The sequence below is a fragment of the Lysobacter humi (ex Lee et al. 2017) genome (genome assembly GCF_054781815.1).
Window position 1 is genome coordinate 394418 of sequence record NZ_BAAGTR010000012.1, and the last position, 14545, is coordinate 408962.

A 14545-nucleotide genomic window follows, 5' to 3' on the forward strand; every position below is an offset into this window, starting at 1 on the left:
TTGTCGGTACCTTAGGACTCCTACAAGCACCGCGGAGGCGTCCCTACCGCGGACGCCGGTGAGCAGGCGCAGCCTTGCGTGGCCGCGGTCCGCGCTTGCTGCACGACGCGGACATCCCACGCGCCTCACCCATACGCTCTTTGCCACGGCGGCCGCGCCGTACGCGGCACTGGCGATGGCCCAGCAGAGCATCGATCCCGGCGGCACAGTCACCATCGGTCGCGACCGCCTGGATCGGGCTACCGAGATGCGGAGTAGAGACCGCACTTGCAAAGGGCTCGCGCATTCCGCAGGTTGTCGGCTCTCCGGCCTTGTGGCACTGCGCATGTCCTCCCCCGAACTCACCGGCGGCGCCGGCTTCTCGTTCGAAGATTCCGTCGCCGCCTATTACCTGTCGCACCTGGCGGCCGGTACAACTTCCCGCGCGCTGGACGGTGCCGTGGTCGTGCAGGTCGCCCAACAGCGTGAGCCGTTCGGGCAGCCTCTCGATGATGTGATCGTGGACGGAGTGGAGCTTCCCACACACTCCACGCGGACGCTCTCGTTGCAGGTCAAACGCACCTTGCGGATCAACGCGAACCAGTCCAACGCGGACTTTCGCGCGATCGTTCGCCGCGGCTGGGAGACGATCAAGGCCGACGGCTTCCGGCCCGGCCTCGACCGCGTTGGCGCCGCGTTCGCGGAGATGAACGCACAGGATTATCGCGACGCGAGGACCCTGTTGGAATGGGCGAGAGCGTCCGCGACGCCGGAAGACTTCCACGCCCGACGAGACGCGGCGTCGATCACACAGCGTGCGATCTGGGCCGCGTTCGACCGCGTGCTCCGGGATCAGTCGGCGAGCACGACGCCGGACGAAGACCTGCATACGTTGCTTTCGCACTTCGTGCTGCTTAGGTTTGACTTTTTGTTGCCGGGCGCGTCCGACGACGCCCAAGCGATCGCACACCTCCAGCAGGCACTTGCCCCGGGGGCAGCCGACCGGGCCGCATCGCTTTGGAACGAGTTGAGACTCCTCGCTCGTCTGGGCGCAGGAGCGGCTAGGCAACATACGCGGGCGTCCCTGATTCGCGCGCTGGCGGGCTATCGCTTCTATGGATCGCCTGCGGCCGCTGCAGACCTCGCACGCCTTCGCGCGGCGAACGCCGCCTGGCAACGGGATCTGCGTAGCGAGATCGGTGGCATCCACGTCGATCGTCGGGGGTTACTGGACGATATCGACCGCTCGCGCGCCTCCCATCGCCTCACGCTCCTTCGGGGCGAGCCCGGTACGGGTAAGAGCGTCGTCTTCCGCGACTACATGGTCCGCCGTGCCGGGGATAGCCCTGCTCTGTTGCTTGCTGCAAGCCGCATCAACGGCAGGGACTGGCTGTCGCACGCGACTGCGCTTCAGATTGCGACACCAAGTCTGAAGGACCTGCTCGTCGAGATCGACGCATCTGGCACGTCGACGCTATTTATCGATGGGCTCGATCGCCTCGGGTCCGACGAGCGAGGCGTCGTCTCGGACGTGCTTGCGCTGCTGGCCGTGGATTCGGATCTGGCGCATTGGACGGTCCTCGCCACCGCGCGCGATACCGCACTCGAGAGCCTTTTCAATTGGCTTCCGAGCGCGTTCGCTACAGCCGGCCGCTGGGATGCCGTGGACGTCGGAAACCTCGACGACACGGAATGCAGTTGGTTGGCTGCGCGCGTTCCGGCATTGCGTCCGCTGCTATTCGCCGAAAGTTCGGTCACGGCGATTACCCGGCGCCCGTTTTTCGCGTCGATTCTCTGCCGGTCAGTTCGCACGTCCGTAAGTGCGGGCCCCTTGCCCCACACCGAACTCGATCTGATCCAGGTGTGGTGGCGGCATGGCGGCAGCTATGACGCCAACGCATCGGAGGTGCTTCTTCGCCAGCAAGCGCTCGTTGATCTCGCACAAAAGGGCGCGCCAACACTCGGTCAAAAGGTTAGGCTCGACGCCTTGAATCCGGCGACGCTCAACGTACTTGAGCATCTTCTTGCTGATGGCATCGTGCGAGAAAGCAGCGCAGGCCACGTCGTGCAGTTCGCGCACGACATCTTCTTCGAATGGTCGTATTTGCAGCAGCTTGTTCGGGCTGACGATCGGTGGCTTCAGACGCTTACCGATGCAGGCGAGCTTCCGGCCCTTGGTCGTCCTGTCGAGTTGCTGTCCCAGCGGGCTTACAACGACTTCTCCGCGTGGCGCGAGATCCTGGCTGCGCTCCAGCAGTCCAATGCGCGAAGTCAATGGTTGCGCGCTTGGCTGCTCGGGCCCCTGGGGTCCGCCCGGTTCGGCAGCCACAGCAGCGAACTGGCGACGCTGCTGCAGGCAGACAACTTTGCCCTCCTCGGCCGGCTGCTCGTCTGGATGCAAGCGGAAAAGACACGACCAAATCCGCTAGTCCTGACGCTCCCGTCGTTCGTCCCCAATGTCAGTGACGATGAGCGGCTGCAAATGGCGGATCGCCTCGGCTGGCCGTCGGATGTCAATGCGTGGGCACGCCTGATCCTTTGGTTGCTTCCCCAGATTGAGACGCTGCCTGTCGCCAGACTCGAAGAGATGGTGACGATCTTCGAAACGTGGCGGAACATGGTCGGCAATGAGCCCGATGCGATTTCCGATCGGATTGTGCCTCAGGCCTTATCTTGGCTCGAGACGATCGAGGTCGAAGCACGCGCGCCAATCGACCGACAGATCGCCATCATCCGCGAGCCGATGTCAGCGCCCCGCGTGCCCACGTCGAAGCAGGAGGCGCTGCGGGCGATCGTATTACGCGCTGCCGTTGCCTATCCCGACCTTGTGCGCGGCTACCTCCAGCGCGTCGCCGCCTTGCCGCGCCCGTGCGAGATTTTCGGCGAGGTCATCGCATTCTCCCCGACACTGGCCCGTACTCACCCGGCGGAGCTCGCTGCTATCACGCGGGCAGCGTTGTTGGCAGAGCTTCCGGATGCGGCCGTCGCGCGCCTGCGCGCGGAGTCCGAGATCCACCTCGATGCACTACGGCGGGCTCGGGAGACGCCCGAGGAGGAGCGCACGAACGGGCAACGCGCGGTTATGAGTCAACCGACGTTTCTCGAGTCGCCTTGGGACGGCGATTGGGACTCATTGGCAGTCGACGACCCACATGCGATGTTTTCTTCACCCTGGGCTGGACAATTGCCGTTTGCCTCCTTGTTCGAGCATGCGCCGTCCGAGGCACGCGCGCTGGTGCGATCGATCGGCAACCACGCGATCGAGGCGTGGCGACAGCTCCATGCGCATGGTCAGCTCTTCGGTACGCCCGTGCCCATTCGGGTCCTGCTGCCGTGGGGCGAGCAGGTTTTCTGGGGCGGATATGAGCAGTACAGCGGGTTCCGCGGGCATTACGGACCTTCGGCGCTCGGTGCGGCATGGATGGCCCTGGAAGCGTGGGGGTTGCGGGAGATGGACGGCAGGCGGCCAGCCGCTGATGTCATCCAAGATGTACTGGAAGGCCAGTCGCACGTTGCGGCGTTGGGGATTGCGGTGCATCTCGCCCTTCGCGCGGGAGAAGGGTCGGACGTGGCGGTCGCTCTTGCGAGCTGCCAGCGACTTTGGCCGCTGGACATCCGTCGTCTAGTAGTGGAGCCGGCTTTGGCGACGTACCCGACGGCTGCGTCGGCTTCGCGGGCGAGTTCGGACGCCTCCTTGCGCCAGTACGACATCCGCGCCCTGCTGCCGCTGATCCTCCTCTCTGGCAACGCCACGCGACGCGAGGCAATTCAGGCGGCGCTCGCCCAGTTTTCTCATAGTCTCCCGTTCGAATATGAGGAACAGCGTGACGACGCCACCGCAAGAGCGCAGCTCGAAGAGGACGCAGCCCGATGGGCGTTACTCGGGCAACCTGAGCGCTACGTCGTCCACCAAAGTGAGGTCCCCGGTCAAGTTCTTATCGAAACGCGCCCCCTGGAGCAAGGCGACCCGATGGCGCACGAGGCGCATGAACGCCTTCAGCAGGTTTACGCCCCCCACCGCCTGCTGAAGTGGGCGGACAACAGTTTCACCCGACAGCAAGTCGACCCCTCGCTTCCACTAAATACGGCGGTTCAAGAAGCGATCGAGATCTCAGGCCGCATCCAATCCCTCGACCTGTACGACGTCGAGACCGGCGTCGGCCACGGCGCTATTGCGGCCGCTGCAGCCGTCGTTGCGCGCTTCGCACCCGATTCGCCGCATGGGGCGTGGGTCGATGCGGTATTGCGCCGCTACCTTGGTGCTGCGGACCAGCCGGGCCGTCGCCCTGCGCGGGTCGCCATTCCATGGCATCCAAAGAAGTTCATCGCGTTTGCACTGGCAGGCCGCCTTCGACACGGCACCGCGACGGCCGAGGACCGCCGCAATCTACTTAGTCTGATCGGACACTCCTTGGATAGCGTGCGCGTGCCAGCGCTTGAGGCGCTGGCCGAGTGCTGGTCGGCCGACCCCCGGCTTGTATGGCACGGGTTCAACCTCGCTTTTCGCATCGCGCAGTACACGCCCGATCACGCTGACCTGACCAGTATTGCCCGAACGGCCTCGAGGCTGAACGTACATCCGGCCGTGGATGGTGCATTCGCGGAGTACGAGTCATCGACCGACTATGCACCGCTTTACACCCCCACAGCATTCTGGACCCAAGCTTTCCGGCGAGGGCATCGTCCTGCCCAGGGCGCCGGTGGCCCGTGGTATCGCACTGAGGCTCGCTGGGACAGCCATTTCGGGGGTGAGGTCGTCGCGCGGCTGCCGATCGAGCAGATCATGTCGAGCGATGCGCGCCAGCATCTGGTCGACGGTCTGCAGCGCCTCTTGGCGTGGACGCGTGACACGGTTGATCCGCCGTGGCGGACCGCAGCGACCCGCCAGATCGCAAGTGCGGAGCTCTACGAGTGGGAGGCCGCACTTGGCGTTGCAATGGCTCGCGTCGTGCCCAGCTTAGACTACGAGGCGGCGTATTCAAACGTCGTCGCACCTATGTGCGCGTTTGACGACGCAACGGCACTTCGCCTGCTGCGGTGGTTTACGCGCGCCTTCGTGTGCCGATCGGTAATGGACGCAACAGCGATCGCGCCCGCCACGGTGCAGCTTCTCCAGAATGTGGTGGCTCGAGTCGTAGTCGCCAGTGATCTCCGGCATACGAGAGGACGCGACCGGCTATACGGCCTTGATGCCCCATACCTCATCGACGCGCTCCTATTCCTCGAGCCCGCCGACGCGTCCGGCTCCACTCGGTTTGCCAACGGTGATTGGCAAGATGTCGCCCAAGTCGTGCCCGTGGTCGATCAGTTGGTTCGCGCCGCCGGGACGAACGGGTTCGTCATCGGCAGGTACGTAGAGCTATGCAAACGTGCCGGCGGTAGCTACCCCGCGGACGCCTTTGCCGACCAGATCCTAGGCCTAGCCGACGCCGGTGAGTTCCCGGCAGCGTGGCAAGGAACGAGCGTGCCCGCACGAATCGCCGGGCTCATTCAACGTTACGCGGAGCGCGCCCCGCGGCTGCAATTCTCGCTTGCCCAGTCGTTCCTTCGCATCCTCGACGGGCTCATCGAGCTGGGCGACCGTCGAAGCGCCGCATTACAGACGAGCCCGATGTTCCGCCACGTCCACCGCTAGGCGGCCCGTGAGGTCGCGGGCGGCGTCGTGGCCCCGTACGGGCGGATGAGCCGGCATGGACTCCTCGGGACATGCCTTCCCGATTCAGTAGGCCGGTCACGTCCGGGGCATGCGCAGGATGCGGTGTCGGTCCGTGGTGTGGATATCGGGAAATAGGGGCAGTTCACCTCGGAAAACTCTGACCCACCACTCGCGGATCTCCCAGCATTCCGCGGCCGCCATATCCGGCCACGAGCGCCGGGTCATACGGTACTTAGGCGCGTGCAGCATCCGCTCGGCGTAATACATCGCCCTCGGCAGTGACCTTGCGTAACCGCGGCGCTTCACGCCGCAGAGCTCGATCACGTATTGCTCGCCCTCGGCGCGCACCGAGGCCCACCATCCGCAGTTATGGCGGAGCGTCGCGCCGGCGTTGGAAGGCACCCAGAAAGGCATGCCAAGAGGATTCACCCATGGCGTCTCACAGGACGCACCGCTTTCATCGCCCGTGAGGTGCTGCCGTTTGCTCGAGCAGCGGTACCGCATCGTCGATACGGAGTACAAGTACTTCCAGCGCCTTGGCGCACGAGGTCAACATCGGACGCGCGCCAGGCTCAAAATGCTCAGGACCAACATCCTTAAGGACGCGCTCGATCATCTTGCGAAACCGCTCCGCCTCAGAGCCGGCAGCGATTGCACGCGCAACGGCAGGGATCGCCTCGTCCTGCAGATCCCCAATCGCCGGCGACTCTGAGAGCCAATCGCTGGGCGCGAATGACGGCAGCGCACTGAACATGCCAGCGAAAGCAGAGGGGTTCGGCGCGTCAGAGGCACTGAGCAGTACGTCACGAAGCATTTCGAGGCACATCGTCGCACGGCTACGCATCGACTTAAATTCTTCGACTGTGGCAAGTGCATAGGCACGCGCACGCCGGCTCGCTGCCCTGTCCTGCACTGTTCCAAGTCTGCGGCTGTACTGAAATGCGAATAGCGCGATGAGCGCCGCAGCGATACCGGTTACCCACGTGCCCAACGCCGACCAATCGACATTACACATGCGTTACCCCGTTGTTACCCACCCTGAAAAGAACAAGGGCCTGCGAGGCTACTAACCAGCGCAAGCCCTTGTTTTTGTTGGTGCCGGAAATAGGAATCGAACCTACGACCTACGCATTACGAATGCGCCGCTCTACCAACTGAGCTATTCCGGCGTGTGCTGCTCCGCCGCGGAACCGCGACGGGAGGCGGAATTCTAGGCACCGCCGGCGGCCGGGTCAACGACTCAGTCCACGAGTTGCAGCCGGAGCTCCTTCGGCAGCGCGAAGACCATGTTCTCCGGCTCGCCCTCCAGCTCCGTGACGCCCGTCGCCCCGAGGGCACGCAGCCGGTCGATCACGCCGCGGACGAGGATGTCGGGCGCCGAGGCCCCGGCCGTCACGCCGATGCGCCGCTTGCCGTCCACCCAGGCCGGATTGATCTCGTTCGCGCCGTCGATCAGGTACGACTCCACGCCCTCGCGTTCGGCCAGCTCGCGCAGGCGGTTGGAATTGGAGCTGTTGACGGAGCCGACGACCAGAACGAGGTCGCAGCGCGCGGAGAGTTCGCGGACCGCGTCCTGCCGGTTCTGCGTCGCGTAGCAGATGTCGTCGTTGCGGGGCCCCTGGATCGCCGGGAACTTCCCGCGGAGCGCGTCGATCACCACGCGCGTGTCGTCGACCGAGAGCGTGGTCTGGGTCGTGTAGGCGAGGTTCTCCGGCTGCGACACCTCCAGCGCGGCGACGTCGTCGACGTCTTCGACGAGGTAGATGCGGCCGGTCGCGCCTTCGCGCAGCCACTGGCCCATCGTGCCCTCCACCTCGGGATGCCCCTCATGCCCGATCAGCACTACATCGCGGCCCGCGCGGCAGTGGCGCGAGACCTCGAGGTGCACCTTGGTGACGAGCGGACAGGTCGCATCGAAGACCCGCAGGCCGCGGCGCGCCGCCTCGGTGCGCACCGCCTGCGAGACGCCGTGCGCGCTGAAGATCACCGTCGCGCCGTCCGGCACCTCGTCGAGTTCCTCGACGAAGACCGCGCCGCGCTGCTTGAGGTCGTCGACGACGAAGCGGTTGTGGACCACCTCGTGGCGGACGTAGATCGGCGCGCCGAGGATCTCGATGGCCCGCTTGACGATCTCGATCGCACGGTCGACGCCCGCGCAGAAGCCACGGGGATTGGCGAGGAGGATGTCCATTGGCGGATGTTAGCCCCGGGCTGCCGCGGAAGGCTTACGCGCGGGCAACAGGCCAAGCAGGATCAGCCCGGCCGCGCCCGCCACGATCGCGGAATCGGCGATGTTGAACGCCGGCCAGTAGAAGTCGCCCACATGCCACTGGATGAAGTCGACCACGTGGCCGTGCAGCAGCCGGTCGATCACGTTTCCGATCGCACCGCCGATGACCAGCGCGTAGGGCAGCGCCGTCTTCCAGTCGCTGCGCGGCGTGCGCGCGAGCCACCACGCGAGCAGCGCACTCACGAGCGCGCCGCCGATCACGAAGAAGTACTTCTGCCAGCCGCCGGCATTGGCGAGGAAGCTGAACGCCGCGCCGGTGTTGTAGGTGCGGTACCAGTTCCAGAAGCCCTCGATCACCGGCACGGCCGTGTATTCGGGCAGCGACGACAGCACCCAGGCCTTGCTCAGCTGGTCGAGCGCGATGATCACGGCCGAAAGCAGCAGCCAGGAAAGCGCATTGGACGGGACGGTGGACTTCATCGCTACTCCGGACAGCCGCAGGCGGCCGTCGATCAGAACCAGCGCCGGGCTTCGCCGGCGCCCTCGAGGTTGACGACGCAGCGGCCGCAGAGCGCCGGATGCGCGGCGACGGAGCCGACATCGGCCCGGTAGTGCCAGCAGCGCACACATTTGGCCTTCTCCGTGCGACGGGCGCGCACGTCGACCGCATCGCCCTCCGCCAGCTCCACATCACCGCTGATGAAGAGGAAACGCAGTTCCTCCTGCAGGTCGGCGAGCCATGCACGGGTGTCGGGATCGACCGTGAGCACCATCTCCGCCTCCAGTGCGGCGCCGATCTCGCCGGCGGCGCGCATCGGCTCGAGCGTGCGGCTCACGCGCTCGCGCAGCGCGAGCAGCTGCTCGAACCGGCCGGTGCCGAGGGTCGCGCCGTCGCCGAGTGGCACGAGGCCCTCGTACCACGTCGCGAAGAGCACGTTCCCAGTGCGTTCGCCGTCCGCGGCGGTCGTCGGCAGGAACCGCCACATCTCGTCGGCGGTGAACGTGAGGATCGGCGCGATCCAGCGCACGAAGGCCTCGGCCACGTGGTACATCGCGGTCTGCGCCGAGCGGCGGCCCTGCGAGTCTTCCGGCATCGTGTAGAGCCGGTCCTTGGTCACGTCGAGATAGAGCGATCCGAGGTCGACGCTGCAGAAGTTCGCGAGCGACTGCACGATCTCCGCGAAGTCGTAGCGCTCGTACGCGGCGGCGAGCTTCTGCTGCAACTCGAAGGCGCGATGCACGATCCAGCGGTCGATCGCGACCATCGAGTCCGAAGGCTGAAGGTGCGACGCCGGCTCGAAGCCGTCGAGGTTCGCCAGCAGGAATCGCGCCGTGTTGCGCAGGCGCCGGTAGACGTCGCCGCTGCGCTTGAGGATCTCGTCGGAGACCGACATCTCGCCCCGGTAGTCGGTCGACGCGATCCACAGGCGCAGCACGTCCGCGCCCATCTGGTCGATCACCTTCTGCGGCTCGACGACGTTGCCGATCGACTTCGACATCTTCCGGCCGGACGCGTCGACGGTGAAGCCGTGCGTCAGCACCTGCCGGTACGGCGCGACGCCGTCCATCGCCACGCCGGTGAGCAGCGACGACTGGAACCAGCCGCGATGCTGGTCCGAGCCTTCGAGGTAGAGGTCGGCCGGCTTGCGCAGGCCGTCCTGCGGCCGCGCACCGAGCACGCACTCGTGGGTGACGCCGGAGTCGAACCAGACGTCCAGGATGTCGGTGACCTTGTCGTAATCGGCCGCCTCGGCGCCGAGCAGTTCCCCCGCGTCGAGCGCGTACCAGAGGTCGACGCCGCCCTGCTCCACGCGCTTGGCGACCTCGCGCATCAGCTCGGCCGAGCGCGGATGCGGCTCGTGCGTCTGGCGATTGACGAAGAGTGCGATCGGCACGCCCCACGTGCGCTGGCGGCTGATGCACCAGTCCGGGCGCCCCTCGACCATGCCGGCGATGCGCGCCTCGCCCCATTCGGGGAACCAGCCGACCTCCTTGATGGCTGCGAGCGCGTCGCGGCGCAGGCCACCCTGCTCCATCGAGATGAACCACTGCGGCGTGGCGCGGAACACGACCGGCGTCTTGTGGCGCCAGCAGTGCGGATAGCTGTGCTCGAGGGTGAACGAGGCGAGCAGCAGGTCGCGCGCACGCACGGCCTCGACCAGCAGGTCGTTGGCTTTCCAGAGGTGTACGCCGGCGATCTCGACGCCGTTCGCGGGCGGCGTGCCGGGCAGGTAGCGGCCGCGCGCGTCGACAGGGTTCATCACGCCGGCCGCGTATCGGTCGACGAGGCCGTACTTCTGGCTGACCGCGAAGTCTTCCTGGCCGTGGCCCGGCGCGGTGTGCACGGCACCGGTGCCCTCTTCCGCGGAAACGTGGTCGCCGAGCAGCAGCGGGATTTCGCGCTCGTAGAACGGATGCGCGAGCAGCAGGCCTTCCATCGGCGCGCCGGGCGACGTGCCGAGCACCTGCACGTCGTCCACGCCGTAGCGCTTGAGCGCACGCTCGACGAGCGCACTGGCGAGCACGAGCAGTCGGCGGCCGTTCGGTCCCCCCGGGCCTTCGACGAGCGAATACTCGAGCTCCGGTCCGACCGACACCGCGAGGCTCGCCGGAAGCGTCCACGGCGTGGTGGTCCAGATCGGCACGGCCACCTCGACGCCTGCATCGACGTCCACGCCGAACACGCGCGCGAGCGCCTGCGGATCGCGCGCGAGGTAAGCGACGTCGATCGCCGGCGACTTCTTGTCGGCATACTCGATCTCGGCCTCGGCGAGCGCCGAGCCGCAGTCGAAGCACCAGTGAACCGGCTTCGCGCCGCGCACCAGGTGCCCGCGCTCGACGATCTTCGCGAGCGAGCGGAGCATGTCCGCCTCGAAGCGGAAATCCATCGTGCGGTACGGGTTTTCCCAGTCCCCCAGGATGCCCAGGCGCTTGAAGTCGCGGCGCTGCAGGTCGATCTGCTCGGCGGCGTACTCGCGGCACTTCTGGCGGAAGGCCGCGGCATCGAGCTTCTCGCCGACCTTGCCGTGTTTCTTCTCGACCGCGACCTCGATCGGCAGGCCGTGGCAGTCCCAGCCCGGAACGTACGGTGCGTCGTACCCGGCCAGCAGCCGCGACTTCACGACGATGTCCTTCAGCACCTTGTTGACCGCATGGCCGATGTGGATCGTGCCGTTCGCATACGGCGGGCCGTCGTGCAACACGAACGACTTCTCGCGCGTGCCCACCTGCTCGCGGATGCGCGCGTACAGGCCCTCGCCTTCCCAGCGCGCGAGCGTCTGCGGCTCGCGCTTGGGCAGGTCGCCGCGCATGGGGAAGTCCGTCGCCGGCAGGTGCAGCGTGGCCTTGTACGGATTCGTCTCGGGGGTTTCGCGCTCGCTCACGGCTCAGGCGGTCTGTCGTAGGGAATGGGGGGACGCGAGGACCTCGCGCGCGAGTGCGGCATCGCGGTCCATCTGCGCAACGAGCGCGTCGAGGCCGTCGAACTTCAGCTCGTCGCGCAGCCGCGCGGCGAACTCGACCTCGATGCGGCGCGAGTAGATGTCCGCGTCGAAATCGAAGATGTGGGTCTCGAGGAGCGGCTCGACGCCGCCGACCGTGGGGCGCGTGCCGAGGCTGGAGACCGACGCGAGCGGACGCGGCCCGAGGCCATGCACCCACGTGGCGAAGATGCCCGACAGCGGCGGCACGCCGCGCGGCAGTCGCAGGTTGGCGGTGGGATAGCCGAGCGTGCGGCCGAGCTGGCGGCCACGCACGACGCGGTTGCCGATCGCATAGGGGCGCCCCAGCAGGCGTGCGGAAGTCGCCAGGTCACCCGCGACCAGCGCCCGGCGTACGCGCGTGCTCGACACGCGCTCGCCGTCGAGCTCGACCGGCTCGATGCTGCCTGCGGCGAAGCCGTGCGCATTGCCGGCATGCCGGAGCAGTGCGAGGTCACCGGCACGGGCATGGCCGAAGCGGAAATCCGGGCCCACCCAGACCTCGCGCGCGGCGAGGCGCTGCACGAGGACGCGCTCGACGAATTCCGAGGCGGTCATGGCGCTCAGGCGCCCGTCGAAACGCAGCAGGCCGACGTGGTCGGCCCCGAGGTCGCGCAGTCCCCGTGCCTTCGCACGCATCGACAGCAGGCGGGGCGGCGGTGCGGACTTCCCGAAGAACTCGCGCGGCAGCGGCTCGAACGACAGCGCGACGACGGGCACGCCCAGCAGGTGCGCACGCGCGACGGCGTGGCGCACCAGCGCCTGATGCCCCAGGTGCAGGCCGTCGAATGCGCCGATGCAGACCACGCTCCCGCGCGGAGTCACTTCCCCGCCGTCGACGTCACGAAACAGCCTGCTCATCCGATCGAAGTATAGCCGCCGGGTCGGGCTTCAATGCCGCAGGTGCCGCGGCCGCAGGCCGAGCACCAGCAACGTCGCGCCGTAAGCGCCGCCGCCGGCGGCCACCGTGGTCAGCAGCGCCCCCCAACGCCACGGCCCCGGCATCGTCGACCAGTCGCCGAGCTGCCGCAGCAGCAGCGCCTCGACGAACAGCACCGTCCCGCCCATCACGACGAGGGCGGCGACGATGCGGAGCATCCAGCGCAGCCAGCCGGCTTCCGGGCGGTACACGCCCTCACGCCGCAGCCAGCGCCACAGCAGCAGGCAGTTGAAGATGCCGGCGATCGCCGTCGCCGCGGCGATGCCGACGTGCGCGCCCCGCAGCCCGGCCTTCCACATCGGGGTGACCAGAACGATGGTCAGCACGACGTTGGCCACGACGGTGTAGACGGCGGCGCGCATGGGCGTGCGCGTGTCCTGGCGGGCGTAGAAGGCCGGCAGCAGCACCTTGCTGAGCATGAAGGCCGGGATGCCGATCGACATCGCCATCAGCGCCCAGCCCACCATCCGCGTGTCGTCGGCGGTGAACGCGCCATAGCGAAAGAGCGAGGCGGTCAGCGCATTGGACAGCAGCGCGAGGCCCAGGGCGGCCGGCATCCCGACCAGCATTACCGTCCGCAGCCCCCAGTCGAGCGCCCGCGAGTAGCCCTCGGCGTCCGCATCGGCGTGATGCCGCGACAACTGGGGCAGGATCACGGTACCGATCGCGACGCCGAACAGGCCCAGCGGGAGCTCCGTCAGGCGGTCGGAGTAGTACAGCCACGACTGCGCTTCGGCGACCAGCAACGACGCGAAGATCGTGCCGACCAGCAGGTTCACCTGCGAGACGGAGGACGAGAAGATCGTCGGCAGCATGAGCCGCCCGACCTTCCGGACGCCCTCGTGCCGGAATCCGAAGCGCAGGCGCGGCCGCAGGGCCCGGCGCCCCATGGCGATCCAGAGCACGAGGAACTGCAGGATCCCCGCCGCCAGCACGCCCCAGGCGAGCGCCTTGGCCGGCACGTCGAGCCATTGGGCCAGCAGCAGCATCGCGGCGATCACGCCGAGGTTGTGGAGCACCGGCGTCAGCGCCGGCAGGCCGAACTGCCGGTAGGTGTTCAACACCGAGCCCGCGAGCGCGGTCATCGAGATGAACGTCAGGTACGGGAACGTGATCCGCAGCATGTCGGCGGTCAGGTCCACCATGTCCGCCTTCGACTCGTCGGCGAACAGCAGGAACAGGCGGGCGATCCAGGGGGCGAGCAGCATCCCGAGGCCCGTCGCCGCGACGACCACGGCGAGCAGCGCGCCCGCGACGTGGTCGAGGAAGTCCTGGACGGCGCGGTCGTCGCCCTTCTGCTTGAGCTCCGCGAGGACCGGGACGAAGGCGGACGAGAACGAGCCCTCCGCGAAGATGCGCCGCAGGTAGTTCGGGATCCGATATGCCACCACGAACGCGCTCACGGCCGGGCTCGCGCCGAAGATCGTCGCCTGCAGGTAATCCCGCAGATAGCCGGCGATGCGCGAGAGGAAGGTCATCGCGCTGAAGACGGCGGTGGAGCGCAGCATTCCGCCGCCCCGCGGCTTGGCCGGCGCGGCCATCAGCGCGCCTCCGGGCGGGCGTTGTTGACGCAAGCCATTGATCCCGCCATACTTTCGGGTCTGTTTTTACCCAACCTTCATCTCCTTTCCGCGCTGTCTCCCGGACAGCCGCTCCATTAAGACTTCCAGGAAACCGCCGTGGCAAACATCAAGTCCGCCAAGAAGCGCGCCAAGCAGACGGTCGTGCGCAACCTGCGCAACGCCAGCCAGCGCTCGATGCTCCGCACCTCCGTCAAGAAGGTGCTCAAGGCGCTGCACGCCAACGACGCCGCCGGCGCCGAGGCCGCGTTCGCGCAGGCCCAGCCGCTGCTCGACCGCTTCAGCTCGCGCGGCCTGATCCACAAGAACAAGGCCGCCCGCCACAAGAGCCGTCTGAACGCCCGCATCAAGGCGCTCAAGACCGCCGCCTGAGGCGAGCCTCGCACCGCGAGAAAGCCCGGCTCCGGCCGGGCTTTTTTGTTGCCTGCGAAAGGCGAGTGGTAGTCGTCCCCGGCGGCTGGCGCGTGCACCCGCGACGCGCGACATGGGCGCAGCGTCGCTGAGGAACGGGCCGCGCGCAATGATGGCTGTGCAGGTGCGGCAGGCATTGAATGCGCGACGCCGCATGCATCCCGGCATGGCATCGACGCTGCACGGTTGCACGTGCGACGCGTCGACGCGCCCGGCCCATGCGGCGCCGACCGCGCCAGGTCAGGGTTCACGGTGATGCCCAGCGCGCCG

At 67.3% G+C, this 14545-nt stretch carries 9 protein-coding genes and 1 tRNA gene; 2 read left to right on the forward strand and 8 right to left on the reverse strand.

Going from position 1 to position 14545, the window contains the following annotated elements; translation table 11 throughout:
- The first annotated feature begins 325 nt into the window (after positions 1-325).
- On the forward strand, positions 326-5614 hold the full coding sequence (locus tag ACYVJJ_RS12875) for a hypothetical protein (protein WP_460834126.1): 5289 nt from the start codon (positions 326-328) through the stop codon (positions 5612-5614).
- A 96-nt stretch (positions 5615-5710) separates the two neighbouring features.
- On the opposite strand, the gene ACYVJJ_RS12880 is transcribed toward ACYVJJ_RS12875, so the two are convergent.
- The 8 genes from ACYVJJ_RS12880 to murJ all read right to left on the reverse strand — a co-directional run bounded on the left by ACYVJJ_RS12880 (position 5711) and on the right by murJ (position 13825).
- Complete coding sequence (locus ACYVJJ_RS12880) at positions 5711-6049, reverse strand: hypothetical protein (protein ID WP_460834128.1); 339 nt, start codon at positions 6047-6049, stop codon at positions 5711-5713.
- A gap of 43 nt (positions 6050-6092) precedes the next feature.
- Positions 6093-6650 (reverse strand): hypothetical protein, encoded by a 558-nt coding sequence (locus ACYVJJ_RS12885; RefSeq protein ID WP_460834129.1) that lies wholly within the window; start codon positions 6648-6650, stop codon positions 6093-6095.
- 78 nt (positions 6651-6728) lie between these two features.
- A tRNA-Thr gene (locus ACYVJJ_RS12890) sits at positions 6729-6804 on the reverse strand.
- A 71-nt stretch (positions 6805-6875) separates the two neighbouring features.
- On the reverse strand, positions 6876-7826 hold the full coding sequence (gene ispH, locus ACYVJJ_RS12895; RefSeq protein ID WP_460834131.1) for a 4-hydroxy-3-methylbut-2-enyl diphosphate reductase: 951 nt from the start codon (positions 7824-7826) through the stop codon (positions 6876-6878).
- Between the two features lie 9 nt (positions 7827-7835).
- On the reverse strand, positions 7836-8345 hold the full coding sequence (lspA, locus tag ACYVJJ_RS12900; protein ID WP_460834133.1) for a signal peptidase II: 510 nt from the start codon (positions 8343-8345) through the stop codon (positions 7836-7838).
- A 32-nt stretch (positions 8346-8377) separates the two neighbouring features.
- Positions 8378-11176, reverse strand: coding sequence for an isoleucine--tRNA ligase (gene ileS / locus ACYVJJ_RS12905; RefSeq protein WP_460834691.1), 2799 nt, complete (start codon positions 11174-11176; stop codon positions 8378-8380).
- A gap of 75 nt (positions 11177-11251) precedes the next feature.
- The gene (locus ACYVJJ_RS12910) at positions 11252-12205 is read right to left on the reverse strand and encodes a bifunctional riboflavin kinase/FAD synthetase (RefSeq protein WP_460834135.1); all 954 of its coding nucleotides are present in this window, start codon (positions 12203-12205) and stop codon (positions 11252-11254) included.
- Positions 12206-12235: 30 nt separating this feature from the next.
- A complete protein-coding gene (gene murJ, locus ACYVJJ_RS12915; protein WP_460834136.1) occupies positions 12236-13825 on the reverse strand; it encodes a murein biosynthesis integral membrane protein MurJ in 1590 nt (529 codons plus the stop codon).
- 138 nt (positions 13826-13963) lie between these two features.
- On the opposite strand from murJ, the gene rpsT reads away from it, so the two are divergent.
- Positions 13964-14236, forward strand: coding sequence for a 30S ribosomal protein S20 (gene rpsT, locus ACYVJJ_RS12920; RefSeq protein ID WP_460834138.1), 273 nt, complete (start codon positions 13964-13966; stop codon positions 14234-14236).
- The last annotated feature ends 309 nt before the right edge of the window (positions 14237-14545 follow it).

Excerpts from the sequence above, each read along its gene's own strand:
- ACYVJJ_RS12875 (WP_460834126.1), top strand. The coding sequence starts at position 326 with ATGTCCTCCCCCGAACTCACCGGCGGCGCCGGCTTCTCGTTCGAAGAT.
- ACYVJJ_RS12880 (WP_460834128.1), bottom strand. The coding sequence starts at position 6,049 with ATGCCTTTCTGGGTGCCTTCCAACGCCGGCGCGACGCTCCGCCATAAC.
- ACYVJJ_RS12885 (WP_460834129.1), bottom strand. The coding sequence starts at position 6,650 with ATGTGTAATGTCGATTGGTCGGCGTTGGGCACGTGGGTAACCGGTATC.
- ispH (WP_460834131.1), bottom strand. The coding sequence starts at position 7,826 with ATGGACATCCTCCTCGCCAATCCCCGTGGCTTCTGCGCGGGCGTCGAC.
- lspA (WP_460834133.1), bottom strand. The coding sequence starts at position 8,345 with ATGAAGTCCACCGTCCCGTCCAATGCGCTTTCCTGGCTGCTGCTTTCG.
- ileS (WP_460834691.1), bottom strand. The coding sequence starts at position 11,176 with ATGCGCGGCGACCTGCCCAAGCGCGAGCCGCAGACGCTCGCGCGCTGG.
- ACYVJJ_RS12910 (WP_460834135.1), bottom strand. The coding sequence starts at position 12,205 with ATGAGCAGGCTGTTTCGTGACGTCGACGGCGGGGAAGTGACTCCGCGC.
- murJ (WP_460834136.1), bottom strand. The coding sequence starts at position 13,825 with ATGGCCGCGCCGGCCAAGCCGCGGGGCGGCGGAATGCTGCGCTCCACC.